The 26,293-nt window shown below is 70.9% G+C and carries 20 protein-coding genes; 16 read left to right on the top strand and 4 right to left on the bottom strand.

What is annotated here, in order from left to right; all coding sequences use genetic code 11:
• Positions 1-5: 5 nt before the first annotated feature.
• The gene (locus tag E5671_RS17945) at positions 6-4,103 is read right to left on the bottom strand and encodes a HAMP domain-containing protein (protein ID WP_160510262.1); all 4,098 of its coding nucleotides are present in this window, start codon (positions 4,101-4,103) and stop codon (positions 6-8) included.
• A 270-nt stretch (positions 4,104-4,373) separates the two neighbouring features.
• Between E5671_RS17945 and E5671_RS17940 the strand changes: the two genes are divergently transcribed.
• Complete coding sequence (locus E5671_RS17940) at positions 4,374-6,296, top strand: ATP-binding SpoIIE family protein phosphatase (RefSeq protein WP_336605778.1); 1,923 nt, start codon at positions 4,374-4,376, stop codon at positions 6,294-6,296.
• A 51-nt stretch (positions 6,297-6,347) separates the two neighbouring features.
• Positions 6,348-7,580, top strand: a complete 1,233-nt coding sequence (hemW, locus tag E5671_RS17935; RefSeq protein ID WP_160504977.1) for a radical SAM family heme chaperone HemW — start codon at positions 6,348-6,350, stop codon at positions 7,578-7,580.
• 158 nt (positions 7,581-7,738) lie between these two features.
• On the opposite strand, the gene E5671_RS17930 is transcribed toward hemW, so the two are convergent.
• Together E5671_RS17930 and E5671_RS17925 are read right to left on the bottom strand one after the other, a co-directional pair.
• On the bottom strand, positions 7,739-8,572 hold the full coding sequence (locus tag E5671_RS17930; protein ID WP_160504976.1) for a DUF3097 domain-containing protein: 834 nt from the start codon (positions 8,570-8,572) through the stop codon (positions 7,739-7,741).
• 34 nt (positions 8,573-8,606) lie between these two features.
• Entirely contained in the window at positions 8,607-9,350 is a 744-nt protein-coding gene (locus E5671_RS17925; RefSeq protein ID WP_160504975.1) for an MBL fold metallo-hydrolase, read from the bottom strand.
• A gap of 201 nt (positions 9,351-9,551) precedes the next feature.
• On the opposite strand from E5671_RS17925, the gene hrcA reads away from it, so the two are divergent.
• The 14 genes from hrcA to E5671_RS17855 all read left to right on the top strand — a co-directional run bounded on the left by hrcA (position 9,552) and on the right by E5671_RS17855 (position 24,783).
• Positions 9,552-10,568, top strand: a complete 1,017-nt coding sequence (hrcA, locus tag E5671_RS17920; RefSeq protein ID WP_160504974.1) for a heat-inducible transcriptional repressor HrcA — start codon at positions 9,552-9,554, stop codon at positions 10,566-10,568.
• Positions 10,569-11,708 (top strand): molecular chaperone DnaJ, encoded by a 1,140-nt coding sequence (gene dnaJ / locus E5671_RS17915; RefSeq protein ID WP_160504973.1) that lies wholly within the window; start codon positions 10,569-10,571, stop codon positions 11,706-11,708.
• Positions 11,709-11,878: 170 nt separating this feature from the next.
• Positions 11,879-12,976, top strand: a complete 1,098-nt coding sequence (locus E5671_RS17910; RefSeq protein WP_160504972.1) for a nitronate monooxygenase — start codon at positions 11,879-11,881, stop codon at positions 12,974-12,976.
• Entirely contained in the window at positions 12,973-13,740 is a 768-nt protein-coding gene (locus E5671_RS17905; RefSeq protein ID WP_160504971.1) for a 16S rRNA (uracil(1498)-N(3))-methyltransferase, read from the top strand. The genes E5671_RS17910 and E5671_RS17905 overlap by 4 nt, the downstream gene beginning before the upstream one ends.
• A 111-nt stretch (positions 13,741-13,851) precedes the next feature.
• Positions 13,852-14,421: a hypothetical protein gene (locus E5671_RS17900; RefSeq protein ID WP_336605777.1), complete on the top strand. Its 570-nt coding sequence runs from the start codon at positions 13,852-13,854 to the stop codon at positions 14,419-14,421.
• A 45-nt stretch (positions 14,422-14,466) separates the two neighbouring features.
• Positions 14,467-17,715, top strand: coding sequence for a S41 family peptidase (locus tag E5671_RS17895; protein WP_443032648.1), 3,249 nt, complete (start codon positions 14,467-14,469; stop codon positions 17,713-17,715).
• 229 nt (positions 17,716-17,944) lie between these two features.
• Positions 17,945-18,298 (top strand): histidine triad nucleotide-binding protein, encoded by a 354-nt coding sequence (locus tag E5671_RS17890; RefSeq protein ID WP_160504970.1) that lies wholly within the window; start codon positions 17,945-17,947, stop codon positions 18,296-18,298.
• A gap of 30 nt (positions 18,299-18,328) precedes the next feature.
• Positions 18,329-19,237 carry a ribonuclease Z gene (locus E5671_RS17885; RefSeq protein WP_160504969.1) on the top strand — a complete coding sequence of 303 codons (909 nt, stop codon included), beginning with the start codon at positions 18,329-18,331 and terminating at the stop codon, positions 19,235-19,237.
• 13 nt (positions 19,238-19,250) lie between these two features.
• Entirely contained in the window at positions 19,251-20,252 is a 1,002-nt protein-coding gene (locus tag E5671_RS17880) for an adenosine deaminase (protein WP_160504968.1), read from the top strand.
• Positions 20,253-20,310: 58 nt separating this feature from the next.
• Positions 20,311-21,414, top strand: a complete 1,104-nt coding sequence (locus tag E5671_RS17875) for a carbohydrate kinase family protein (protein WP_160504967.1) — start codon at positions 20,311-20,313, stop codon at positions 21,412-21,414.
• A 149-nt stretch (positions 21,415-21,563) separates the two neighbouring features.
• Positions 21,564-22,613 (top strand): PhoH family protein, encoded by a 1,050-nt coding sequence (locus tag E5671_RS17870; protein ID WP_160504966.1) that lies wholly within the window; start codon positions 21,564-21,566, stop codon positions 22,611-22,613.
• A 13-nt stretch (positions 22,614-22,626) separates the two neighbouring features.
• Complete coding sequence (gene ybeY, locus E5671_RS17865; protein WP_160504965.1) at positions 22,627-23,124, top strand: rRNA maturation RNase YbeY; 498 nt, start codon at positions 22,627-22,629, stop codon at positions 23,122-23,124.
• Positions 23,125-23,128: 4 nt separating this feature from the next.
• Positions 23,129-24,430 (top strand): hemolysin family protein, encoded by a 1,302-nt coding sequence (locus E5671_RS17860; protein ID WP_160504964.1) that lies wholly within the window; start codon positions 23,129-23,131, stop codon positions 24,428-24,430.
• Positions 24,427-24,783, top strand: a complete 357-nt coding sequence (locus E5671_RS17855) for an MmcQ/YjbR family DNA-binding protein (protein ID WP_160504963.1) — start codon at positions 24,427-24,429, stop codon at positions 24,781-24,783. The genes E5671_RS17860 and E5671_RS17855 overlap by 4 nt, the downstream gene beginning before the upstream one ends.
• On the opposite strand, the gene E5671_RS17850 is transcribed toward E5671_RS17855, so the two are convergent.
• Positions 24,780-26,213, bottom strand: a complete 1,434-nt coding sequence (locus tag E5671_RS17850) for an MFS transporter (protein ID WP_160504962.1) — start codon at positions 26,211-26,213, stop codon at positions 24,780-24,782. The genes E5671_RS17855 and E5671_RS17850 overlap by 4 nt on opposite strands.
• Between the last annotated feature and the right edge of the window lie 80 nt (positions 26,214-26,293).

The following is a 26,293-nucleotide window of genomic DNA, read 5'->3' as shown; positions in this document are numbered from 1 at the left end:
GTGCCTCACTCGGTCGTCGGCGGAACGGCGGCCTCCCCGTGAGCGCCTGCCGGTTCCGGAGCAACGGTTGTATCTGTGGTGGCGGGAGCGTCCGGCTCTGTCCTGTCGGCGGCCTCGGGTGCCAGAAGCGCGCAGGCGACGGTGAGCAGCTGGTCCACATCCACGGGTTTGGGAACGTAGTCGTTGGCACCCTGCTCGATGGCCTTCTCGCGGTCTCCGGGCATCGCCTTGGCGGTCAGCGCGATGATGGGCAGGCCGGTCCAGCGCGGGGTGCGGCGGATCGCGGCGATGGTTTCGTAGCCGTCCATCTCCGGCATCATGATGTCCATCAGGATGAGGTCGGTGTCGGGGTTGCGCTCCAGGGTCTCGATGCCTTCGCGGCCGTTCTCCGCGTAGAGGACGGGCATGCCGACACGGCTCAGTACGTGGGTGAGCGCGAAGACGTTGCGGATGTCGTCGTCCACGATCAGGACGCGGCGCCCACGCAGTATGCGGCCGGCCGGGCCCTCCCGGTACTCCTCCAGCTTGGTCGGCGTCGGCCAGCTGTCGTTCTGTTCATGGAAGGTGTGCGGGGACATGGTGACCCGCTCGTCGTGCGGCTCGGGGGTGGTGAGCGACCTGGTCGCCGCGTACGCCGCGGCGGCGGGCCCGTGGCCGGGGTGCACCACGGGGACGTAGAGCGTGAAGGTGGAACCCTTGCCCGGACTGCTCTCCGCGGTGATACGGCCGCCGAGGAGCCCGGCGATCTCGCGGCTGATGGAGAGGCCGAGGCCGGTGCCGCCGTACTTGCGGTTGGTGGTGCCGTCGGCCTGCTGGAACGCCTCGAAGATGGCCGGGAGCTGGTCGGCGGGGATGCCGATGCCGGTGTCCGTGACGGCGAAGCAGAGCCGGTCGCCGCCGTCGTGGAGCCGCCGGTCGCCGGTGTTCTTGACGCGGCTCACGCGCAGCTCGACCCGGCCGCTCGCGGTGAACTTGACCGCGTTCGACAGGAGGTTGCGCAGGATCTGCTGGAGCCGCTGCTCGTCCGAGAACATCTCCCGCGGCACGTCCTCGCCGACCGACACCTCGAACGCGAGCCCGCGGTCCAGGGTGAGCGGGCGGAACGTCGCGTGGACGTAGTCGAGGACCTTGACGAGGGGGAGCTTCTTGGGGCGTACGTCCATCCTGCCCGCCTCGATCTTCGACAAGTCGAGGATGTCGTTGATGAGTTGGAGGAGGTCGGAGCCCGAGCGGTGGATCGTGGTCGCGAACTGCACTTCCTGGTCGGAGAGATGACTGTCGGGGTTGTCGGAGAGCAGCCGGGCCAGGATGAGCAGGGAGTTCAGCGGCGTGCGCAGCTCGTGCGACATGTTCGCGAGGAACTCCGACTTGTACTGGGACGACGTGGCCAGGAGTGCCGCCTTCTCCTCCAGCTCGGCGTTCGAGCGCTGCAACTCCGCCTGCTGGAGCTGGAGTTCGTCCGACCGGTCCTGGAGCTGCGTGGCGAGCCGCTGGGACTCGCTGAGCAGTGATTCCGTACGGGAGTTGGCGATGATCGTGTTGATCGCGACGCCGATGGTGCTCACGAACTGATCGAAGAACGCCAGGTGCACGTCCGAGAAGCGGGAGAACGTGGCCAGTTCGATGACGCCGAGCAGCTTGTCCTCGAAGAGGATGGGGATGATCACCAGGCTGGCCGGGGCGGAGTCCCCAAGGCCCGAGGTGATCTTGATGTAGTCGGGCGGCACCTCGTCGACGAGGATCCGCTTCTTCTCCAGGGCGGCCTGGCGCACCAGGCCGTGCGCGGGCATCGCGCCCGTGTCGACGACCGAGCCCTGCGCGGAGCCGTACCCGGCGATGAAGGCGAGCCCCTTGACCGGCGGAGTCTGCAGCGTCGTGGCGTCCCCGGCCTCCGGGTCGGCCAGGAAGAACGCGCCGTACTGCGCGTTCACGAGCGGGGTCAGTTCGCGCAGGATCAGGTCCGCGACCTCCATCAGGTCACGGTGGCCCTGCATCAGCCCCGCGAGACGGGCCAGGTTCGACTCCAGCCAGTCCTTGGCGCGGGTGGTCTCGCGGAGGTTGGAGACCATGACGTTGATGTTGTTCTTGAGCTCGGAGACCTCGCCGCGGGTCTCGACGGTGATGGAACGGGTCATGTCGCCCTGGGCCACGGCGGATGCGACCTCGGCGATCGCGCGGACCTGGGTGGTGAGGTTCAGGGCGAGTTCGTTCACGTTCGTCGTCAGGCGTTTCCACGTGCCGTAGACGCCCTCGACCCTTGCCTGGCCGCCCAGTTGGCCCTCGGAGCCGACCTCGCGGGCCACGCGGGTGACCTCGGAGGAGAAGGATGACAGCGTGTCCACCATGGTGTTGATGGTGGTCTTCAGCTCCAGGATCTCGCCGCGCGCGTCCACGTCGATCTTCTTGGAGAGATCACCCTGCGCCACCGCCGTCGCGACCTGCGCGATGTTGCGGACCTGGCCGGTGAGGTTGTCGGCCATGTAGTTGACGTTGTCGGTGAGGTCCTTCCATACGCCCGATACGCCGAGCACCTGGGCCCGCCCGCCGAGCCGGCCGTCCGTGCCGACCTCGCGGGCCACGCGGGTCACCTCGTCCGCGAAGGCGCGCAGCTGCTCCACCATCGTGTTGACGGTGTCCTTCAGCTCCAGGATCTCGCCGCGCGCCGTCACCGTGATCATCTTGGACAGGTCGCCGTTGGCGACGGCCGTGGTGACCTGGGCGATGTTCCGCACCTGGGAGGTGAGGTTCAGCGCCATGAAGTTGACGTTGTCGGTGAGGTCCTTCCATACGCCGGAGACGCCGCGCACCTGGGCCTGTCCGCCGAGGTTGCCCTCGGTGCCGACCTCGCGGGCGACGCGGGTGACCTCGTCGGCGAACGCGGAGAGCTGGTCGACCATCGTGTTGATGGTCGACTTCAGCTCCAGGATCTCGCCCTTCGCCTCCACCGTGATCTTCTTGCCGAGATCGCCCTGGGCGACCGCCGTCGACACGAGGGCGATGTTGCGCACCTGAGAGGTGAGGTTGTCCGCCATGAAGTTGACGTTGTCGGTGAGGTCCTTCCAGACCCCGGACACGCCGCGCACCTGAGCGCGACCGCCCAGATTGCCCTCCGTGCCGACCTCGCGGGCCACGCGGGTGACCTCGTCGGCGAACGCGGAGAGCTGGTCCACCATCGTGTTCACCGTCGACTTCAGCTCCAGGATCTCGCCCCGGGCGTCCACGGTGATCTTCTGGCTCAGGTCGCCGTTGGCGACGGCCGTGGTCACCTGGGCGATGTTGCGCACCTGGGAGGTGAGGTTCGACGCCATGAAGTTGACGTTGTCCGTGAGGTCCTTCCAGACCCCCGACACACCACGGGCCTGCGCCCGGCCGCCCAACTGCCCCTCGGTGCCGACCTCGCGGGCGACACGCGTCACCTCCGCCGCGAACGCGGAGAGCTGTTCGACCATCGTATTGACGGTCAGCTTCAGTTCGAGCAGCTCGCCCGTCGCCTCGACCGTGACCGTCCGCGTCAGGTCGCCCTGCGCCACCGCCGTCGTCACCAGGGCGATGTCACGCACCTGAGCGGTGAGCCGGGCGGCCATCGTGTTGACGGCCTCCGTCACGTCACGCCAACTCCCGGACAGACCACGCACCTTGGCGCGACCGCCGAGCCGCCCCTCCGTGCCGACCTCACGGGCGACACGGGTGACCTCGCCCGTGAAGAGCGACAGCTGGTCGACCATCGTGTTCACCGCACGGCCCAGGCGCCGCAGGTCTCCCCGCAGCTCGCGGGAGCCGTCGTGCAGGTCCACGCGCTGGGTGAGGTCACCGCCCGCGACGGCGTTCAGTACGCGCGTCGCGTTGGCCGCCGGGGCGACCAGGGAGTCGAGCAGGGAGTTCACGTCTGCCACGCGCGTGGCCCAGCTGCCCTGTCCCGGGCTCGCGGTGAACCGCTCGTCGAGATGGCCGTGCCGGATGATCTCCCGCCGTACGCGCGCGAGTTCACCGTCGAAGTGGAGAGAGCGGTCGAGCATTTCGTTGAACACCGTGTGCAGGTCGGCGACCAGGCCGTGGCCACTCACCGTGACCTTGGTGAAGTCACCGTCGCGCGCCGCCCGCATGGCGGACAGGAGGACGCGCAGATCGGATGCCGCTTCCGGGGCGGTCTCCGGAATGATTTCTGGTGCCGTGTCCGGATCGTTCCCGGCGTGCGGCGGAGGTATCGGAGCTGGTTCCGGTGCCGGAATCCGGCCGTAACCGAGCGCGGGCATAGCACTGTTCTCACTCATAGCGGCCCACTTCAGTAACTCGGTGCTTATGGGCGTGGCCAGTCTGTCACTCTGTCCGTGTCGCCTGAGGCGTATTCGACCGAACTGCTCAGGAGCCGAAACGTGGGGGCCATTCCGATGCAACGGGAGACCACTTTCCGTGCGTCCGCCCAGCCGGGGCACCAGCCCGGCCCGCCGGCGGTGGTGTGCACGTCCCTGCCCGGAAACCCGCTGGCGCCCGCCGCCGCACGCAAGTTCGTACGCGCGGCGCTCGCCGACTGGATCGAGCTCTCGGTGCCCGCGGCCGCGGGTGTCACCGACCGCCTCGCGGACGACGCGGTGCTGCTGGTCAGCGAACTCGTCACGAACGCCGTCGTGCACGCGGGCACGACGGTCGAGCTCCTGTGCCGGCTCGACGAGGCCGGCCTGGGGGAGAGCTCCGACAGCCTGGTCATCGAGGTCTCCGACCACCACCCCGCCCGCGCCGTCCGCAGCGAACCCACGCCCCAGCCGCCCGGCACACCCGAGTACGGCCGAGGACTCCAGCTCGTCGCAACTCTGTCCGACTCCTGGGGCATCACCTACCGCACCGGCACCAAGGCAGTCTGGGCCCGCCTCCCGGTCGGCGGCGTCCAGGCCGTCCACGAGATCGAGTCGTACGCGAGTGAGCAGGCCGTGCAGCGAGGGCTGCGCACCGCCGAGATCCTCGCGCCGCTGCCGAAGCGGATCACGCACGACACGGAGTGGGTCAACCGCGGCGCGCTCACCTTCCTCGCCGAGGCGTCCGACCTGCTCGCCGGACAGTTCGACGAGGACCTCGTGGCCGCCCTCGCCGGGCAGCTGCTCGTGCCGCGGCTCGCCGACTGGTGCGCGGTATGGCTCGACGACGAACCGGAGGTCGCGCCGCGCGGCACCGTGAGCGGGAGCGCGGGCTCCCGGCTCGCCCGCGTCTGGCACACCAGCGAACAGCGGATAGAAGAACTGCGCCGCAGCCTGGAGAAGGACCCGCCCCGGCTCCCCGAATCGGTGGGCTCCGGCCCCGTCCCCGTGCCGTGGCCCGCCGAGGCACCGGCGGAAGAGGCGAGCGGCACGGCCCTGGCGTACCGCCTGACGGCGGGCGGCCGCGTGCTTGGCACGCTCATCATCGGGCGGGCCGGGATGGTGCGCTTCGCCGACGAAGTCACGGGCCTCATCGAGGACTTCAGCCGCCGCGTCGCGCTGGCCATCAGCGCGGCGCGCCGCTATCAGCGCCAGGCCACCATCAGCCAGGTCCTGCAGCGCGGCCTCCTTCCGAGCTCCGTCGCGGACATCCCCGGAGTGCACAGCGGAGTCGTGTACGAGCCGCGGGACAAGGGCGGTCCCGGCGGAGACTTCTACGACGTGTTCCAGGCGGGCAAGGGCCGCTGGTGCTTCGCGCTCGGCGACGTACAGGGCAAGGGCGTCGAGGCGGCCGTCGTGATCGGCCTCGCCCGGCCGTGGCTGCGGCTGCTCGCCCGCGAGGGGTACGAGGTCGCGGAAGTGCTCGACCGCCTCAACCAGCTCCTCCTCGACGATGCGACGGAGGCGGCGGACGCGGCCGCGGCGGTGGTCGCGGTGGCGGGCGGCCAAGGCGTGCCGACCGACGGGGCCACCTCCCGCTTCCTCTCCCTCCTCTACGGCGAGCTGGTGCCCTTGGACGACGGCGGCGTCCGCTGCACGGTGGCGAGCGCGGGCCACCCGCTGCCCCTCCTCCTCTCCCCGGACGGGACGGTCCGGGCGGCGGCCACGCCCCAGCTGCTGCTCGGGGTCGTCGACGACGCGACGTATGCGAGCGAGACCTTCGAGCTGCGCACGGGAGACACGCTGCTCTGCGTCACGGACGGGGTGACGGAGCGCCGCACGGGACAACTGATGTTCGACGACGGCGACGGCCTCGCAACGGCGCTCGCGAGCTGCGCGGGGATGGACGCGGCTCTGGTGGCCGAACGGATCAAGAGGCTGGTGCACGAATTTTCCGAGCGGCCGCCGGATGACGATCTGGCGGTGCTGGTGTTGCAGGCGCAGTAGCGGCGTCGGCTCGGTCTTCGGGTTCCTCCGCGGTGCGGGACAATCGAAGGTATGCCTTCCGCACTGCCCGATGGTGAGCCCATGCCCGAGGACGGGGCCCTGCCCGCGTCCGCCCTCACGGGTGCGGGGACGCGTCCGCTCGGCTTCTACCTCCACGTCCCGTACTGCGCCACGCGCTGCGGCTACTGCGACTTCAACACCTACACCGCCACCGAGCTGCGCGGCTCCGGCGGAGTGCTCGCCTCACGCGACAACTACGCGGACACCTTGATCGACGAGGTACGGATGGCGCGGAAGGTCCTCGGGGACGACCCGCGCCCGGTACAGACCGTCTTCGTCGGGGGCGGTACGCCGACGCTGCTCGCCGCGGCCGACCTGGTCCGCATGCTGGGGGCCGTACGGGAGGAGTTCGGGCTCGCGGACGACGCGGAGATCACCACCGAGGCGAACCCCGAGTCCGTCGACCCGGCCTACCTGAGCGAGCTGCGGGCCGGAGGCTTCAACCGCGTCTCCTTCGGGATGCAGAGCGCCAAGCAGCACGTACTGAAGGTGCTCGACCGCACGCACACCCCCGGGCGGCCCGAGGCCTGCGTGGCGGAGGCGCGCGCCGCGGGCTTCGAGCACGTCAACCTCGACCTCATCTACGGGACGCCGGGCGAGACGGACCACGACTGGCGGGCCACGCTCGACGCGGCGATCGGGGCCGGACCCGACCACGTCAGCGCCTACGCCCTGATCGTCGAGGAGGGCACGCAGCTGGCGCGGCGGATCCGGCGTGGCGAGGTGCCGATGACGGACGACGACGTGCACGCGGACCGGTATCTGATCGCCGACGAGGTGCTGGGGGGTGCCGGGTTCTCCTGGTACGAGGTGTCGAACTGGGCCACGTCCGACGCGGGGCGGTGCCTGCACAACGAGCTGTACTGGCGTGGGGCCGACTGGTGGGGGGCCGGGCCGGGGGCCCACAGCCACGTGGGGGGTGTGCGGTGGTGGAACGTCAAGCATCCCGGGGCGTACGCGGGAGCTCTTGCCGCGGGGCGCTCGCCTGGGGCTGGGCGGGAGATTCTTGCCGCTGAGGATCGGCGGGTGGAGCGGATTCTGCTGGAGCTGCGGCTGCTTGAGGGGTGTCCGTTGTCGTTGCTGCGGCCTGCGGGGCTTGCGGCTGCGGGGCGGGCCCTCTCGGACGGCCTCCTTCAGGCGGGGCCCTACGAGGAGGGGCGGGCCGTGCTTACCCTGCGGGGGCGGTTGCTGGCGGATGCGGTGGTGCGGGACCTGGTGGACTGAGGTTCGGGCGGTCCCTGCGGGGCCTTCCCCAATCCCGCCCCTTCCCGAAACTGGGGCTCCGCCCCAGACCCCGGTCCTCAAACGCCGGACGGGCTGAAACAGGCAACTGCGGGGCAATCGGGCGGGTGGGCGGGAAAGATCCGCCGCGCAGCGGCGGGCTAGGAATCAGCCGCCGTGACGAAGTCGATCAGTTCCTCCACGCGGCCCAGCAGCGCCGGTTCAAGATCCCGGTAGCTGCGTACCGAGCCCAGGATCCGTTGCCAGGCCGCGCCAGTGTGGGGCGGCCAGCCCAAGGCCTCGCAGACGCCCGTCTTCCAGTCGAGCCCCCTCGGCACGCGGGGCCACGCAGCGATCCCCACCGAGGACGGCTTCACCGCCTCCCACACGTCGATGTAGGGGTGCCCCACCACCAGCGCCGACGGAGAACTCACCGCCGCCGCGATCCTTGACTCCTTGGAGCCGGGCACCAAGTGGTCCACCAGGACGCCCAGACGCGCGTCAGGGCCGGGGGCGAACTCCTCGACGATCGCGGGGAGGTCGTCGATGCCCTCCAGGTACTCGACGACCACACCCTCGATCCGCAGGTCGTCGCCCCACACCCGCTCGACCAGCTCCGCGTCGTGCCGCCCCTCGACGTAGATCCGCCCGGCACGGGCGACCCGGGCCCGCGCCCCCGGCACGGCCACCGAGCCCGAGGCGGTACGTGTGGGACGTACAGGCGAGGTGGAGGAAGCGGCAGTCGACGGGCGGACCAGCGTCACCGTCCGGCCCTCCAGGGCGAAGCCGCCCGGCGTCATCGGGAAGACGCGGTGCTTGCCGAAGCGGTCCTCCAGGGTCACCGTCGGACCCTCCGCCGTCTTCTCGCAGCGGATCACCGCCCCGCAGAAGCCGGTGCTCAGCTCCTCCACCACGAGGTCCGCATCCGCTGCGACCTCCGGCACGGGCTTCGGCTTCTTCCACGGCGGCGTGAGGTCTGCGGAGTACTGGCGCATTCGCACGACGATAAGAGAAGTGGCGTACGACCGGCTACGACACGCCGAAGCGGGCCGCCAGTGTGGCGCGTTGCGCACGGACAAAAGCCGCATCGACCACCGCACCGTGCCCCGGCACGTACAGCGCGTCCTCCCCGCCCAGGGAGAGGAGCCGGTCGAGCGCCGCCGGCCATCGCTTCGGGACCGCGTCCGTCCCCGCCTGCGGTTCGCCCGACTCCTCGACCAGGTCTCCGCAGAAGACGATCTCCGGAGAGCTGTCCGTGCCGGGGACCAGGACCGCCAGGTCGTGGCCCGAGTGCCCCGGGCCGACGTTCGCGAGCAGCACCTGCACCCCGCCGCCCAGGTCGAGCGTCCACTCCCCGCACACCAGGTGGTGCGGGTGGACGAGCAGATCGGCGGCCTCCGCGGCCGCGTCCGGGTCGACGCCCTGCCGCACGGCATCGTGGCGCAGTTCGTCGCGGCCCCTCGCGAGGAGAGCGTCGAGGCCGACCGCGCCGTACACCTCCACGCCCGCGAACGCCGCGGCGCCAAGGACATGGTCGAAGTGCGGGTGCGTCAGAGCGAGGTGCGTGACCCGGCGGCCCCCGCCGAGGATGTCGCGCGCCTGGGTGCGCAACTGTGCCCCCTCGCGCAGGGTCGCCCCCGCCTCGATCATCAGCGCCGATTCGCCGCCGACGACAAGGCCCGCCGTGCAGTCCCACACCGGGAGGCGCCGCCGTCCCACATGCGGCGCGAGCCGCTCCCAGCCCGCCTCGTCCCAAGCCAGTGCCACGTCCATGAGTCGACGCTAGCCCCGCACGGGCGCCTTGGCAGCCGCCGCCTCGCCTGCCGGACCGACACAGGAGGTCCGGCCCTTGCCGGGGTCGTACCTCGCGGCCGTACACTGGGCGCGGTACAGGCTGGCACTCGCCCGCGGGGAGTGCCAGGCACAGCCGCAGGGCAGACAGGTTTCAGGGCAAAACGGTGGAGGTGTGCGCGGATGCTGAATGAACGCAGGCTCGAGGTGCTGCGCGCCATCGTCCACGACTACGTCGGCACCGAGGAGCCCGTCGGCTCCAAGGCGCTCACCGAGCGGCACAGCCTCGGGGTCTCCCCGGCCACGGTCCGCAACGACATGGCGGCGCTGGAGGAGGAAGGGTTCATCGCCCAGCCCCACACGAGCGCGGGCCGCATCCCGACCGACAAGGGGTACCGCCTCTTCGTCGACAAGCTCGCGGGCGTCAAGCCGATGGCGGCGCCGGAGCGCAGGGCCATCCAGAACTTCCTCGACGGCGCCGTCGACCTCGACGACGTCGTGGCGCGCACGGTGCGGCTGCTCGCGCAGCTGACCCGGCAGGTCGCGGTCGTGCAGTATCCGTCCCTCACCCGCTCGACGGTGCGGCACGTGGAGCTGCTCTCGCTGGCTCCCGCCCGCCTGATGCTCGTACTGATCACGGACACGGGCCGGGTCGAGCAGCGCATGATCGACTGTCCCGCACCGTTCGGCGAGACCTCGCTCGCGGATCTGCGGGCGCGGCTCAACAGCCGGGTCGCGGGCCGCCGCTTCGCGGATGTGCCGCAGCTGGTGCAGGACATGACGGAGTCCTTCGACGCGGAGGACCGGGGCACGGTGGCGACGGTGCTCTCCACCCTCCTCGAAACCCTCGTCGAGGAGACCGAGGAGCGGCTGATGATCGGCGGAACGGCCAATCTCACCCGCTTCGGACATGACTTTCCCCTCACCATCAGGCCCGTCCTGGAGGCTCTTGAGGAGCAGGTCGTCCTGCTCAAGTTGCTTGGCGAGGCCACGGATTCGGGCATGACCGTACGGATCGGTCACGAGAACGCCCATGAGGGACTCAGCTCCACTTCCGTGGTCTCCGTCGGCTACGGTTCGGGCAGCGAGGCAGTAGCCAAACTCGGCGTGGTCGGCCCGACCCGCATGGACTATCCGGGAACGATGGGAGCAGTACGCGCAGTGGCACGTTACGTCGGACAGATCCTGGCGGAGTCGTAAGTGGCCACGGACTACTACGCCGTACTAGGCGTGCGCCGCGACGCTTCCCAGGACGAGATCAAGAAGGCCTTCCGGAGGCTTGCGCGAGAGCTTCACCCGGACGTGAATCCGGATCCGAAGACTCAGGAGCGCTTCAAGGAGATCAACGCCGCGTACGAGGTGTTGTCGGACCCGCAGAAGAAGCAGGTCTACGACCTCGGCGGCGACCCGCTGTCCCAGCAGGGCGCAGGCGGGGGCGCGGGCGGTTTCGGGGCCGGTGGCTTCGGCAACTTCTCGGACATCATGGACGCGTTCTTCGGGACGGCGTCGCAGCGCGGCCCCCGGTCGCGCACGCGCCGTGGCCAGGACGCCATGATCCGGCTCGAGATCGACCTGGACGAGGCGGCCTTCGGGACCACCAAGGACATACAGGTCGACACGGCGGTCGTCTGTACGAGCTGCAGCGGTGAAGGTGCCGCGCCGGGGACATCCGCTCAAACGTGTGACATGTGCCGCGGTCGCGGCGAGGTGTCGCAGGTCACGCGGTCCTTCCTCGGTCAGGTCATGACGTCGCGGCCGTGCCCGCAGTGCCAGGGCTTCGGCACGGTCGTGCCCACTCCGTGCCCCGAGTGCGCCGGCGACGGCCGCATCCGGTCGCGGCGGACGCTCACCGTGAAGATCCCCGCCGGTGTCGACAACGGCACGCGGATCCAGCTCGCGGGCGAGGGCGAGGTCGGCCCCGGCGGCGGCCCCGCCGGCGACCTGTACGTGGAGATCCACGAGCTGCCGCACGCCGTGTTCCAGCGGCGCGGGGACGATCTGCACTGCACGGTCACCATCCCGATGACGGCCGCGGCTCTGGGCACCAAGGTGCCCCTGGAGACGCTGGACGGCCTGGAAGAGGTCGACATCCGGCCGGGCACGCAGTCCGGTCAGTCGGTGCCGCTGCACGGCAGGGGCATCACGCACCTGCGGGGCGGCGGTCGCGGAGACCTCATCGTGCACGTCGAGGTCCTCACGCCGAGCAAGCTGGACGCGGAGCAGGAGCGGGTCCTTCGGGAGCTGGCGGTGCTGCGGGGCGAGGAGCGGCCCACGGGGCAGTTCCAGCCGGGGCAGCAGGGCTTGTTCTCACGCCTCAAGGACGCGTTCAACGGTCGCTGAGATTTCGGTGCTCCGGTGCCGGAGGGTTTGCCCTCCGGCGCCGGAGCATTGCCGATTTCTGCGGGGTGCCGGGTGGGTGGGCGGGAAAGTCTGTAGCCCGCCGCAGGCGCCCGCGGGCAAGGCGCAAGGGGCGATTCGGCCGCCCGCCCAGGGCATGGCACGATGCGTTCATGTCCTCCGCACTGACCGATCTCTGCCGCCTTCCGATCGTGCAGGCCCCCATGGCGGGCGGCGCTTCGTGCCCCCAGCTCGCCGCGGCCGTGTCCGAGGCCGGGGGGCTCGGATATCTCGCCGCCGGGTACAAAACCGCCGACGGGATGTACCAGGAGATCAAACAGCTGCGGGGGCTCACGAGCCGCCCGTTCGGCGTGAATCTGTTCATGCCGCAGCCCGAGTACGCCGACGCCGCCGCCGTCGACGTCTACCGCAACCAGCTCGCCGGTGAGGCCGCCTGGTACGAGACGCAGCTCGGCGATCCGGACAGCGGACGCGACGACGGCTACGACGCCAAGCTCGCGATCCTCGTCGAGGACCCGGTGCCGCTGGTGTCGTTCACCTTCGGCTGCCCCACCCGCGACGTCTTCGACGCCTTCGCGCGGGTCGGCACCATCACCGTCGCCACCGTCACCTCGCCCGAAGAGGCGCAGACCGCCCAGTGGTCGGGCGCCGACGCCGTGTGTGTGCAGGGCATCGAGGCCGGTGGCCACCAGGGCACGCACCGCGACAACCCCGAGACGGACGGCGCCGGAATCGGCCTTCTCTCGCTCATCGCGCAGGTGCGCGACACCGTGCAGATCCCCGTCGTCGCGGCCGGCGGTCTGATGCGCGGCTCGCAGATCGCCGCGGTGCTCGCGGCAGGCGCGGACGCCGCGCAGCTCGGCACGGCCTTCCTGGTCTGCCCCGAGTCGGGCGCGAACGTCCTGCACAAGCAGGCCATGACCAACCCGCTGTTCACCCGGACCGAACTGACCCGCGCCTTCTCAGGACGCCCCGCGCGGGGCCTGGTCAACCGCTTCATGCGCGAGCACGGCCCTTACGCCCCCGCCGCCTACCCCCAGATCCACCACCTCACCAGCGGCCTGCGCAAGGCCGCGGCCAAGGCCGGTGACGCGCAGGGCATGGCGCTGTGGGCGGGGCAGGGCCACCGCATGGCGCGGGAGCTTCCCGCGGGGCAGCTCGTGGAGGTCCTCGCGGCCGAACTGGCCGCGGCGAAGGACGTGTTGGCGGCCGGGGGGCAGCAGGGGACCCACCCCGGGAGCCAGGCGTGACCGCGCCCGTCTTCGTCGTCGAGACCTTCGAGACCTTCGAGACCTTCGAGAACACGGCCGCGGGCGGCGAGGGGCGCTACGTACTCGACGGTCCCGAAGGACGCCATGCCGTCTCCGTGAAGCGGCTGCACGCCGGTGAGGACGTCGTCCTGACCGACGGGGCCGGGCGCTGGGCCGAGTGCGTGGTCCTGGACACCGAGGGCAAGGACCGGCTGATCCTGCGGATGGACTCCGTACAGGAAGAGGCGCCGCAGGAGCCCCGGATCACCGTCGTACAGGCGCTGCCCAAGGGGGATCGCGGTGAACTCGCCGTCGAGACCATGACGGAGACCGGCGTCGACGCGATCGTGCCCTGGTCCGCGTCGCGCTGCATCACACAGTGGAAGGGCGAGCGCGGCCTCAAGGCGCTCGGCAAGTGGCGTGCCACGGCGCGCGAGGCGGGCAAGCAGTCGCGCCGGGTGCGCTTCCCCGAGGTCGCGGAGGCCGCGTCGACCAAGCAGGTGGCGGCGCTGCTCGCCTCCGCCGACCTCGCCGCGGTCCTGCACGAGGAGGGCAGCGAACCGCTGGCCACAGCCGACCTCCCGACGGCCGGGCACATCGTCCTCGTGGTCGGCCCCGAGGGCGGCGTATCCCCGGACGAACTGGCGTCCTTCGCGGACGCGGGCGCGAAGCCGTACCGCCTGGGGCGCAGCGTGTTGCGTACGTCGACCGCGGGGACGGCGGCGGCCGCACTGCTCCTGGGACGCACGGGCCGCTGGTCCTGAACCCGCCGGGGCGGAACCCGGGGGAGTGGACGCAAAGGGGTCTACCGTCACGCGGCTAGTAGTGGCACTCTGCCGCCTATGGGGGCATTGAGGCGCTTACGTGATCGTGCGGTGGACGTACGCGGACGGCGCCGGCGGGTGCTGTACGCCGTCGGGTTCGCGGGGGCGGCGGTGATCGGGGTCACCGCGTGCGACCCGGTCGATGGAGGCATGAACACCGCGGCCGTCGCGATCACCACCGACGAAATGGCGACCAAGGAGCTGGAGCGGCAGCACCTCGACGTGCTGTGGATCAGCTGTAACGCCCGCTACAAGGACCGGGTCACACCGTCCAGCGGCTCTCCGGACCGCGACACCGCCGTCACCGTCGACTGCCAGGGGCAGGCCAGGAACGGAAAGGGTTCGGACAACACCAGCGAGGTCACCGTCAAGGGCTCGGTGTGGTCCGTCGTCGACGGACACTGCGTACGCGGGAACCTCACCGCCAAGGTCGACGGCAAGGAGTGGTTCCGCGTGGACGTACTCGGCGACTGCGCCGGAGGCGACGAACCGGAGCAGCCCGAGGATCCGGACCAGCCGGATGAGCCCGACCAGCCGCCCGCGGCGACCGTCACGGTGACCGCCACGCCCGACCCGCCGCCGCAGCAGCCCGATCCGACGTGCTCATGCAGGGGCAAGTGATCCAAAACCCTGCCCGGCTCCGCCGAGGCTGCCTAGGCTGGCTGCGTGACACTGACTGGACACCCCGCGTATCTCCGGTTTCCGCATCTGCGCGGCGAGTTGGTCGCCTTCACCGCCGAGGACGACGTCTGGGTCGCGCCCCTCGACGGTGGCCGGGCATGGCGCGTCAGCGCCGACAACATGCCGGTGAACCACCCCCGCATCTCCCAGGACGGGACGACCATCGCGTGGACGTCCACGCGTGACGGCTCCCCCGAGGTGCATGTCGCTCCCGTCGACGGCGGGTCGTCCAAGCGCCTCACGTATTGGGGCAGTTCACGGACGTCCGTGCGCGGCTGGACCCCGGACGGGCGGGTTCTCGCCGTCAGCACGTCCGGCCAGGCCTCGCTGCGCCGCAGCTGGGCGCGGGCCGTACCGCTGGACGGCGGGCCCGCGGACACGCTGCCGTACGGAGTCGTGGGGGACGTCGCGTACGGCCCACGGGAGGGCCAACTCCTCCTGCTCTCCGCGCCGATGGGGCGCGAGGCCGCCTGGTGGAAGCGGTACCGCGGCGGCACGGCGGGCAAGCTCTGGATCCGGCGCGGCGGTGCCGGGGACGGCGGTACCGGCGACGAGGGCGGCGACGACCGCTTCGTACGCGTCCATGAAGAGCTCGACGGGAACATCGAGTACCCGCTGTGGGTGGGGGAGCGTATCGCCTTCCTCTCCGATCACGAAGGCGTCGGCGCCGTCTACTCCTCGCTGCCCGACGGCTCCGATCTGCGCCGGCACACCGGCGTCGACAGCTTCTACGCCCGGCACGCCGCCACCGACGGCACCCGCGTCGTGTACGCGTCCGCGGGTGAACTCTGGCTCCTTGACGACCTGGTGGACGCCGAGCCGCGCCGCGTCGACGTCCGCCTCGGCGGCCAGCGCACCGACCTCCAGCCGTTCCCCGTGAGCGCCGCGCGCTGGTTCGGCGCCGCCGCTCCCGACCACACGGGACGCGGCAGCGCCGTCTCCGTGCGCGGCGGCGTGCACTGGGTGACCCACCGCGAGGGGCCCGCCCGCGCGCTCGCCGCCGAGCACGGAGTGCGCGCACGGCTGCCGCGCACGTTCCGCGTCGACGGCGAGGAACACGTCGTGTGGGTGACGGACGCGGAGGGCGACGACGCGCTCCAGTTCGCGCCCGCCACGGGCCTCGCGCCGGGTGCCACGCCCCGCAGGATCGCCGCCGGGCAGCTGGGCCGGGTGCTCGGCCTCGCCATGGCACCCGACGGCAGCCGGGCCGCCGTCGCCTCGCACGACGGGCGGGTGCTGCTCGTCGAGCGGGAGAGCGGGGAGGTGCGCGAGGTCGACCGCGGGGAGGACGGGGACGCCACCGGGCTCGTCTTCTCGCCGGACTCGGCCTGGCTGGCGTGGTCGCATCCGGGGCCGCGTCCGCTGCGCCAGCTGAAGCTGGCCAACACGGCCGACCTCTCGGTGTCCGACGCGACTCCGCTGCGGTTCCGTGACTACGCGCCCGCGTTCACGCTTGACGGCAAGCATCTGGCGTTCCTGTCCGCGCGGGCCTTCGACCCTGTCTACGACGAGCACGTCTTCGACCTCGCCTTCGTAGGAGGTTCGCGGCCGTACTTGATCACGCTGGCCGCCACCACACCCTCACCCTTCGGGCCGCAGCGGCACGGGCGGCCCTTCGAGGCGCCCGACAAGGACGAGACCCCGGACAGCGAGGGCTCGCCCGTCACCCGCATCGACCTCGACGGCCTGGCCGACCGCATCGTGCCGTTCCCGGTCGAGGCCGCCCGTTACTCGACCCTGAGGGCCGCCAAGGACGGCGTCCTGTGGCTGCGGCACCCCGTGCGGGGCGTCCTCGGCGCGTCCCGCGCCACGCCGACGGACCCCGACCCGCAGACCGAGCTCGAGCGCTACGACCTCGTACAGCAGCGCATCGAGGAACTGGCGTCGGACGCCGACCACTTCGCCGTCAGCGGGGACGGCAAGCGGGTGCTGCTGTGGGCCGACGGAAAGCTGAAGGTCGTGCCGAGCGACCGTCGGGCCTCCGGTGACGAGAGCTCCGACTCGAACATCACCGTCGACCTCACGCGGGTCCGGCAGACGGTCGATCCGGCTGCGGAGTGGCGCCAGATGTACGACGAGGCCGGGCGCCTCATGCGGGACAACTTCTGGCGGCCCGACCTGGGCGGGGTCGACTGGGACGGCGTCCTCGACCGGTACCGTCCGGTGCTCGACCGGGTGGCCACGCACGACGACCTCGTCGACCTGCTGTGGGAGGTCGCCGGGGAACTCGGCACCTCGCACGCGTACGTCATGGGGGGCGGGGCCTGGGGAAGTTCGGCGGTGCGGCAGGGGCTGCTCGGCGCGGATGTCTCGCGGGGCGAGGACGGGGCGTGGCGGATCGACCGGATCCTCCCCTCCGAGACGTCGGACCCGGCCGCCCAGTCGCCGCTCGCCGCGCCGGGGGTGGCGGTGCGGGCGGGAGACGCGCTCCTTGCGGTGGCGGGCCGGCCGGTCGATCCGGTGGCGGGACCCGGACCCTTGCTGGTGGGTACGGCGGGGAAGCCGGTGGAGCTCACGGTGTCGCCCGCGGGCGGGGGCGATCCACGGCACGCGGTGGTGATCCCGGTCGACGACGAGGAGCCGTTGCGGTACCACGCGTGGGTCGTCGACCGGCGTGCGTACGTCCACGAGCGGTCAGGCGGGCGGCTCGGCTACCTCCACGTGCCGGACATGCAGGCTCCCGGCTGGGCGCAGATCCACCGGGACCTGCGGGTGGAGGTGGCCAGGGACGGTCTCGTGGTGGACGTACGGGAGAACCGGGGCGGGCACACGTCCCAACTGGTGGTCGAGAAACTGGCCCGGAAGATCGTGGGCTGGGACCTGCCGCGGGGCACACGGCCGTTCAGCTACCCGGCGGACGCGCCACGCGGACCCGTCGTCGCTGTCGCCAACGAATTCTCCGGTTCCGACGGGGACATCGTGAACGCGGCGATCAAGGCGTTGGGGATCGGTCCCGTGGTGGGCACGCGGACGTGGGGCGGCGTGATCGGCATCGACAGCAGGTACCGCCTGGTCGACGGGACGCTGGTGACGCAGCCGAAGTACGCGTTCTGGCTGGAGGGATACGGCTGGGGCGTCGAGAACTACGGGGTGGACCCGGACGTCGAGGTGGTGACGACACCGGAGGACTACGCGGCAGGCAGGGACCCCCAGTTGGACGAGGCGATCCGCCTGGCGCTGGCGGCCCTGGAGACGACCCCACCGAAGACGGCACCGGAGCTGCCGGGGTCGTGAGGCGTCCTCGCTGTCGTCCGGTGGCTGCGGGGCTGCTTCGGCCCCGGAGCGCTCGCGACTGCGGCCAATCGATGGTCGCTGCGGGGCAATCGGGTGGGCGGGCGGGTGGGCGGGAAAGCTTGTTCGGTAGGGGGCCGGCCGCCGGGGGCCAAGGGAGGGGGCCAGGCGTGGGCGCAGCCCGGATAGCATGCGGGGGGCCAGTACAACCAGCTAGGACCGGAGGCGCCCCATGGCGGGAGAACCGCAGGCTGACTGCCTGTTCTGCAAGATCGTCGCGGGCGAGGTGCCCGCGACCCTCGTGAAGGAGACGGACACGACCGTCGCCTTCCGGGACATCAACCCGCAGGCCCCCAGCCACGTCCTGATCATCCCCAAGGCGCACTACCCCGACGCCGCCGCCCTCGCCGCCGCCGAACCCACCATCGCCGCCGACGTCCTCCGCGAGGCCGGCGAGGTCGCCGCCGAGGAGAAGGCGGAGAGCTATCGCATCGTCTTCAACACCGGCACCGGCGCGGGACAGACCGTCTTCCACGCGCACGCCCACGTCCTCGGCGGACGCGGCCTGCAGTGGCCTCCGGGATAACGGGATAACGAGACAACGGGATAACTCGCCTTGTCCGCACGCGAATTGGTGGTCCTCGGCACCGCCAGCCAAGTCCCCACCCGGCACCGCAACCACAACGGCTACGTCCTGCTCTGGGACGGGCAGGGCATCCTCTTCGACCCCGGCGAGGGCACGCAGCGGCAGATGCTGCGTGCCGGGGTCGCCGCGCACGACCTGCACCGGATCTGCGTCACGCATTTCCATGGTGATCACTCGCTCGGGCTGCCCGGCGTCATCCAGCGGATCAACCTGGACCGGGTCCCGCATGACGTGACCGTGCACTTCCCGCGCTCCGGTCAGGCCTTCTTCGACCGGCTGCGGTACGCCACCGCCTATCGCGAGACCGTCCCCCTCGTCGAGCAACCCGTCGCAGGCGACGGCCGGTTGGCGCTCACCCCCTCGTTCGCGCTCGACGCCGTCAAGCTCTCGCACCCCGTCGAGTCCTTCGGCTACCGCATCACCGAGCCCGACGGGAGGCGCATACTCCCGGAGCTGCTCGCCGCGCGCGGCATCGCGGGCCCCGACGTCGGACGCCTGCAGCGGGAAGGCGTGCTGCGCGGCGTCGCGCTCGAAGAGGTGAGCTCGGTACGGCGGGGGCAGAAGTTCGCCTTCGTGATGGACACCCGGCTCTGCGACGGCGTCCACGCCCTTGCCGACGGCTGCGACATGCTCGTCATCGAGTCCACCTTCCTGGACGCGGACGAACAACTTGCCCTCGACCACGGGCACTTGACCGCAGGGCAGGCCGCCCGGGTCGCCGTGGACTGCGGCGTGCGGCATCTCGTACTGACCCACTTCAGCCAGCGTTACCCCGACCCCGGCGTATTCGAGCAACAGGCCCGGGACGCGGGGTTCGACGGTGAACTCACCGTCGCACAAGACCTGTTGCGTGTACCTCTGCCCAAACGAACCACCTGAGTGAGCCGCCGTCATGCCCCTTCCCAAAGCCGAACTCCACCTCCACATCGAGGGGACGCTCGAACCCGAGCTGGCCTTCTCCCTCGCCGCCCGCAACGGCGTCACCCTCCCGTACGCGGACACCGAAGAGCTCCGCAAGGCCTACCTCTTCGATGATCTGCAGTCCTTCCTCGATCTGTACTACGGGCTCATGGCCGTGCTGCGGACCGAGGAAGACTTCGAGGAGCTCGCCGACGCCTATCTGGCGCGGGCTGCCCGGCAGGGCGTGCGGCACGCCGAGATCTTCTTCGACCCGCAGGCCCACATGGCCCGCGGCGTCGCCATCGGGACGGTGATCGAAGGGCTCGGACGCGCCCTCGACCGCAGCGCCGAGCGGCACGGCATCTCGACCCGGCTCATCATGTGCTTCCTGAGGGACCAGTCCGCCGAATCGGCCCTGGAGACCCTGGAGGCCGCGCGGCCCCATCTCCACCGCATCGTCGGCGTCGGACTCGACTCCGCCGAGGTCGGCCACCCGCCCGCCAAGTTCCGCGAGGTGTACGAGGCGGCTGCCGCGCTCGGTCTGCGCCGGGTCGCGCACGCGGGCGAGGAGGGCCCGCCCGCGTACATCACGGAGGCCCTGGACATCCTGGGCGTCGAGCGCATCGACCACGGGCTGCGGTGCATGGAGGACCCGCAGCTGGTGGAACGCCTGGTGCGGGACCGGGTGCCGCTCACCCTCTGCCCGCTGTCCAACGTCCGGCTGCGCGCCATCGACGTACTCGAAGAGCACCCCCTCGCGCGGATGATGGACGCCGGGCTGCTGTGCACGGTCAACTCCGACGACCCCGCGTACTTCGGCGGCTACGTCGACGACACCTTCCACGCCGTACGGGAAGCCCTGTCCCTCGACCAGGAGCGGCTGCGGGAACTCGCGCGGAACTCGTTCGAGGCGTCCTTCCTCGACGGGAGCGCGGAGGAAGAGGCACTGCGGGCTCGGTACATCGCCGAGGTCGCGGATTATTCGTTCGACTGATCGCCGCCGGGGCGGTCTTCAACAAGACCGCGCGGCGTCCGTCCGTTACGGTCCCTGCATGGTCGTACCTCTCAAACCCAGCATCGACCCGCTCAAGGCAGCCCGCAGAGCAGGCGATCCGCCCTGCGACGTCTTCCTCACCGGCACGGTCTTCCTCGACATCATCTTCACCGGGCTCGACTCCGCGCCCGTACGCGGCACCGAGTCCTGGGCGCGCGGGATGGGCTCGAGCCCCGGCGGCGTCGCCAACATGGCGACCGCCCTTGCCCGGCTCGGCCTGCGCACCTCGCTCGCGGCGGCCTTCGGGGACGACCACTACGGGGAGTACTGCTGGGACGCGCTCGAACAGGGCGAGGGCATCGACCTCGCGACGTCACGCACCGTCCCCGGCTGGCACTCACCGGTGACCGTGTCCATGGCGTACGAGGGCGAGCGGACCATGGTCAGCCACGGCCACCAGCCGCCGCCCGACGCCGATTGTCCGGACGGCGGCGCCCCGACATGCCCGCCACGCGCGCGTGCCGCCGTCGCCTCCCTGACGCCCGGCACGCGCGCGCCGTGGATCGCCGGGGCCGCGCGCTCGGGCACGCGGATCTTCGCCGACGTCGGCTGGGACGACACCGGGCGCTGGGACCTCGCGGGACTCCCGGACCTGGCGCACTGCGAGGCGTTCCTGCCGAACGCGGAGGAAGCCATGCGGTACACCCGTACGCAGTGCCCCCGGGCCGCCGCGCGGGCACTGACCGAGCACGTGCCGCTCGCCGTGGTGACGCTGGGTGCCGAAGGGGCGTACGCGGTGGACGGCAGGACCGGCGAGACCGCCGAGGTCCCGGCCATCGCGGTCGAGGCGCTCGACCCCACGGGCGCCGGTGACGTCTTCGTGGCGGGCTTCGTGACCGGCACCCTCGCCGGGTGGCCGCTCGCCGACCGGCTCGCCTTCGCGGGGCTCACGGCGGCGCTCTCGGTGCAGGAGTTCGGGGGCTCCCTCTCGGCGCCGGGCTGGGCGGAGGTCGCCACGTGGTGGCGGACCGTGCGGGAGGTCGACGACCAGGACCCGGTGGCGCTGCACCGGTACGGGTTCCTGGAGGGCCTGCTTCCGGAGGCCACGCGCCCGTGGCCGCTGCGGCGTGCCGTGCCCACGATCGGGTTCCGGTCGGCGTAGCCGGAGCAGTCGCCGGGGCTGTCGCGCGCGACAGGAGTGGAAAAGCCCTACGGCGGTGACAGTGGTGCGTCGTACCCTTGGCAGTGCAAGGCTGTCGAGCGGCCACCAAGCCCCGCATGAGGAGGATGAGCAGGCCTAAGTGCCGGCCCATGACTCAGACACCCACAGCTCGTACCCCTGCCCAGGGTCAGGCCCGAGCACACTTCACCGTTCCGGCGAACCACCCGATGGTGACGGTGCTCGGCTCCGGAGACGCCCTGTTGCGCGTGATCGAGAAGGCCTTCCCGGCGGCCGACATCCATGTCCGGGGCAATGAGATCAGCGCTGTCGGTGACGCCCATGAAGTCACCCTCATCCAGCGCCTGTTCGACGAGATGATGCTGGTGCTCCGCACCGGTCAGCCGATGACGGAGGACGCAGTGGAACGCTCGATCGCCATGCTCAGGGCGGACGAGGCAGGAGAGGGCGACGGCACGGAGACCCCGGCCGAGGTCCTCACGCAGAACATCCTCTCGTCCCGCGGCCGCACGATCCGCCCCAAGACGCTCAACCAGAAGCGGTACGTCGACGCGATCGACAAGAACACCATCGTCTTCGGCATCGGCCCCGCGGGCACCGGCAAGACCTACCTCGCCATGGCCAAGGCCGTGCAGGCCCTCCAGGCCAAGCAGGTCAACCGCATCATCCTGACCCGCCCCGCCGTCGAGGCGGGCGAGCGCCTCGGCTTCCTGCCGGGCACGCTCTACGAGAAGATCGACCCGTACCTGCGCCCGCTGTACGACGCGCTGCACGACATGCTCGACCCGGACTCGATTCCTCGGCTGATGGCGGCGGGGACTATTGAGGTGGCGCCGCTGGCGTACATGCGCGGTCGCACGCTCAATGACGCCTTCATCATTCTCGACGAGGCGCAGAACACCAGCGTCGAGCAGATGAAGATGTTCCTCACCCGTCTCGGCTTCGAGTCGAAGATCGTGATCACGGGCGACGTCACCCAGGTCGACCTGCCGAACGGCACCAAGTCCGGTCTGCGGCAGGTCCAGGACATCCTGGAGGGCATCGACGACGTGCACTTCTCGCGGCTCACGTCCCACGATGTCGTACGGCACAAGCTCGTCGGCCGTATCGTCGACGCGTACGAGAAGTACGACGACAGCCAGCAGAACCTGAAACAGCAGAACCAGAAACACGGGAAGTAGCGAAGCCAGCGCCATGTCGATCGACGTCAACAACGAATCCGGAACCGAGGTCGACGAGCAGGCGATCCTCGACATCGCCCGCTACGCCCTCGCGCGGATGCGCATCCACCCGCTCTCCGAGCTCTCGGTGATCGTCGTGGACGAGGACGCCATGGAGCAGCTCCACATCCAGTGGATGGACCTGCCGGGACCGACGGACGTCATGTCCTTCCCCATGGACGAGCTGCGCCCGCCGGCCAAGGACGAGGAGGAGCCCCCGCAGGGCCTCCTCGGCGACATCGTGCTCTGCCCCGAGGTCGCCATCAAGCAGGGCAAGGAAGCGCCCACGGAGCACTCCATGGACGAGGAGCTCCAGCTGCTCACCGTCCATGGGGTGCTGCACCTGCTCGGGTACGACCACGAGGAGCCGGACGAGAAGGCCGAGATGTTCGGTCTTCAGGCGGCCATCGTCGACGGCTGGCGTGCCGAGAACGGCCTGACCGGGCCGTCTCCGGCGCCCACCGTCTCCTGAGGCCATGAGCTTCCAGTTGATCGCGGGCGCCGTCGCCCTGGTCGTCGTCGCCTGGCTCGCGGCCTGCGCCGAGGCGGGCATCGCCCGCGTCTCCAGCTTCCGGGCGGAGGAGGCGGTCCGCTCCGGGCGGCGCGGCAGCGCGAAGCTCGCGCAGGTCGCCGCCGACCCCACCCGCTATCTGAACGTGGCGCTGCTCGTGCGCGTCGCGTGTGAGATGGCTGCCGCCTCCCTGGTGACGTACGCCTGCCTGAACGAATTCCCCGAGACCTGGGAGGCGCTCGCCATCGCCATCGCGGTGATGGTCCTCGTCTCGTACGTGGCCGTGGGCGTCTCGCCGCGCACCATCGGCCGCCAGCACCCGCTCAACGCCGCGACCGCCGCCGCGTACGTCCTGCTGCCGCTGGCCCGCATCATGGGCCCCATCCCGCCGCTCCTGATCCTCATCGGCAACGCCCTCACGCCCGGCAAGGGCTTTAGGCGCGGCCCGTTCGCCTCCGAGGCCGAGCTGCGCGCGATGGTCGACCTGGCCGAGAAGGAATCGCTCATCGAGGACGACGAGCGCCGCATGGTGCACTCCGTCTTCGAGCTCGGCGACACCCTCGTACGCGAAGTCATGGTGCCCCGGACGGACTTGGTCGCCATCGAGCGCTTCAAGACCATCCGGCAGGCCCTCACGCTCGCGCTGCGGTCCGGTTTCTCGCGCATCCCGGTGACGGGTGAGAGCGAGGACGACGTCGTCGGCATGGTCTATCTCAAGGACCTGGCCCGCAAGACGCACATCAACCGCGACAGCGAGTCGGACCTGGTGTCGACGGCGATGCGCCCGGCGACGTTCGTGCCCGACACGAAGAACGCGGGCGACCTGCTGCGCGAGATGCAGCAGGAGCGCAACCACGTCGCCGTCGTCATCGACGAGTACGGCGGCACGGCCGGGATCGTCACCATCGAGGACATCCTCGAGGAGATCGTCGGCGAGATCACCGACGAGTACGACCGTGAACTGCCGCCCGTCGAAGAGCTCGACGACGGCTGCTACCGCGTCACCGCGCGCCTCGACATCGGTGACCTCGGCGAGCTCTTCGGGCTCGACGAGTTCGACGACGAGGACGTCGAGACGGTCGGCGGTCTGCTCGCCAAGGCCCTCGGCCGGGTGCCGATCGCCGGGGCGTCGGCGCTCGTGCCGCTGCCGGACGGCCGCGAGCTGCGGCTCACCGCGGAATCCGCCGCAGGGCGGCGGAACAAGATCGTGACGGTGCTCGTGGAGCCGGTCGCGCCGGCGGGCGCGGAGAAGGAGGCGTCGGGGTGACCCCGCAGGAGCTGCGTGCGTTCTGCCTGTCGTTCAACGACGTGGCGGAGGAGTTTCCGTTCGGGCCCGAGGCCTCGGTGTTCAAGGTCGCGGGCAAGATGTTCGCGCTGAGCTCGCTGGACGCGACGCCGCTGAGCGTGAACCTCAAGTGCGACCCGGACATGGCGGTCCAGCTGCGGGCCGCGCACCCGGAGATCGTGCCCGGCTGGCACATGAACAAGCGGCACTGGAACACCGTGACGGTGGACGCCGAACTCCCGGACGCGATGGTCCGGGAGCTGGTCGAGGACTCGTACGACCTGGTGGTGGCCGGGCTCCCGAAGGCTGTGCGGCTGCGTCTCGACCGGCCCTAGGCGTTACGCCGGGTTCGCAGGCCCGTCGCCACCAGGGCCGCCGTCACGAGGACCACCGCCGCGTCGATCAGGAGCACCGTTCGCGTGCCCGCCAGGAGATCCGTGTCCGTGGTCGCGAGGACCCCCAGGAGCGGGATGCCGATCGTGATGCCCACCTGCTGGGTGGACGTCACCAGGCCCGTGGCCAGGCCCTGTTCCTCGTCCGGAACACCCGACGTGACCGTCACGCCGTACGAGATGATCGCGCCCAGGTGGAACATGCTCGCCACCGAGACGCCCGCCGTCGCGAGCCAGACCGACCAGGTGCCCTCGTCGATGCCGAGCAGCGTCGCGATGAACAGGCCCTGGCCGAGCAGCGAGACGACGAGGGTACGGCGTGCTCCGAAGCGGCTGATGACCTTCGGCGCGCAGATCCCGGAGACCACGGAGAGCACGCCCTGCACGCCGAAGACGAGACCCGTCTGGAAGGCGGAGAGCTTCAGGACCTCCTGGAGGTACAGGGTGAGGGCGAAGATGACCGCCGACATCATCGAGAAGGTGACGAGACCGCCCAGATTGCCCCACGCCACCGTGCGGCGCCGCAGCATCGGCAGCGAGACGAGCGGGGACGCGGCGCGTGACTCGACGTAGCCGAAGGCGGCGAGCAGCAGCACACCGGCTGCCAGCGTGACGATGACGTCCGCGCCGCCGAAGCCGCGCTCGGCCGCCGTGGAGAGCGCGTAGATCAGGGCGAGCAGACCGCCGGTGACGGTGACCGCGCCGGGGATGTCGAGGCGGGGGCGCTCCGGGGTGCGGGACTCGGGCAGGAGGCCCGGCGCGAGCGGCAGCACGATCAGCGCGAAGAGGGTCAGCAGGCCCATCGTGGAGCGCCAGCCGAGCGTGTCGGTGAGTACGCCGCCGAGGACCATGCCGATCGTGAAGCCGAGCGAGAGCAGCGTGCCGGAGATGCCAAGTGCCCGGTCACGCTGCGGGCCCTCGGGGAAGGTCGTCGTCAGCAGGGACATGCCGGTCGGCACGATGGCCGCCGCGCCCACGCCCTGCAGCGCGCGTCCGGCGAGGAAGGACGCCGGGTCCCAGGCGAACGTCGCCAGGAGCGAGGCGAGGCCGAAGAGCGCCAAGCCGCCGATGAACAGCTTGCGGCGGCCGAAGAGGTCGCCGGTGCGGCCGAACAGCAGCAGGAAGCCACCGGAGGGAAGGGCGAACGCGGTCACCGCCCACTGCAACGCGGACTGGCTCATGCCCAGGTCGGCGCCGAGCACGGGCAGCGCCACGTTCAGCACGGAGAAGTCGAGCGCGACCATGAACTGGGCGGCGCAGAGCACGAAGAGGACGAGCTTGTCGCGGGAGGAGAGCTTGGGGGCCGCGGGTGCGGGGGTGGGTGTGGGTGTGGGTGTCGTGGTGGACGGGGGAGTGGTGGTGTCGATCGCCATGGCAATGAGCTTCGGGCGTCCGGAATAGTCGTGGGGAGCGGGAACTTATGCTGGTGGTCGTACCACCAGGCAGGGGGAGC

The organism is Streptomyces sp. BA2 (assembly GCF_009769735.1).
Classification (GTDB): domain Bacteria; phylum Actinomycetota; class Actinomycetes; order Streptomycetales; family Streptomycetaceae; genus Streptomyces.
Note: the sequence above shows the minus strand (reverse complement) of the source record. Positions and strands in the feature narration are given on the sequence as shown.

Coding starts and splice junctions, on each gene's coding strand:
- E5671_RS17945 (WP_160510262.1), bottom strand. CDS start 4,103: ATGCGGGCGGCGCGCGACGGTGACTTCACCAAGGTCACGGTGAGTGGC.
- hemW (WP_160504977.1), top strand. CDS start 6,348: ATGCCTTCCGCACTGCCCGATGGTGAGCCCATGCCCGAGGACGGGGCC.
- E5671_RS17930 (WP_160504976.1), bottom strand. CDS start 8,572: ATGCGCCAGTACTCCGCAGACCTCACGCCGCCGTGGAAGAAGCCGAAG.
- E5671_RS17925 (WP_160504975.1), bottom strand. CDS start 9,350: ATGGACGTGGCACTGGCTTGGGACGAGGCGGGCTGGGAGCGGCTCGCG.
- hrcA (WP_160504974.1), top strand. CDS start 9,552: ATGCTGAATGAACGCAGGCTCGAGGTGCTGCGCGCCATCGTCCACGAC.
- E5671_RS17910 (WP_160504972.1), top strand. CDS start 11,879: ATGTCCTCCGCACTGACCGATCTCTGCCGCCTTCCGATCGTGCAGGCC.
- E5671_RS17890 (WP_160504970.1), top strand. CDS start 17,945: ATGGCGGGAGAACCGCAGGCTGACTGCCTGTTCTGCAAGATCGTCGCG.
- E5671_RS17880 (WP_160504968.1), top strand. CDS start 19,251: ATGCCCCTTCCCAAAGCCGAACTCCACCTCCACATCGAGGGGACGCTC.
- E5671_RS17875 (WP_160504967.1), top strand. CDS start 20,311: ATGGTCGTACCTCTCAAACCCAGCATCGACCCGCTCAAGGCAGCCCGC.
- E5671_RS17870 (WP_160504966.1), top strand. CDS start 21,564: ATGACTCAGACACCCACAGCTCGTACCCCTGCCCAGGGTCAGGCCCGA.
- ybeY (WP_160504965.1), top strand. CDS start 22,627: ATGTCGATCGACGTCAACAACGAATCCGGAACCGAGGTCGACGAGCAG.
- E5671_RS17860 (WP_160504964.1), top strand. CDS start 23,129: ATGAGCTTCCAGTTGATCGCGGGCGCCGTCGCCCTGGTCGTCGTCGCC.
- E5671_RS17850 (WP_160504962.1), bottom strand. CDS start 26,213: ATGGCGATCGACACCACCACTCCCCCGTCCACCACGACACCCACACCC.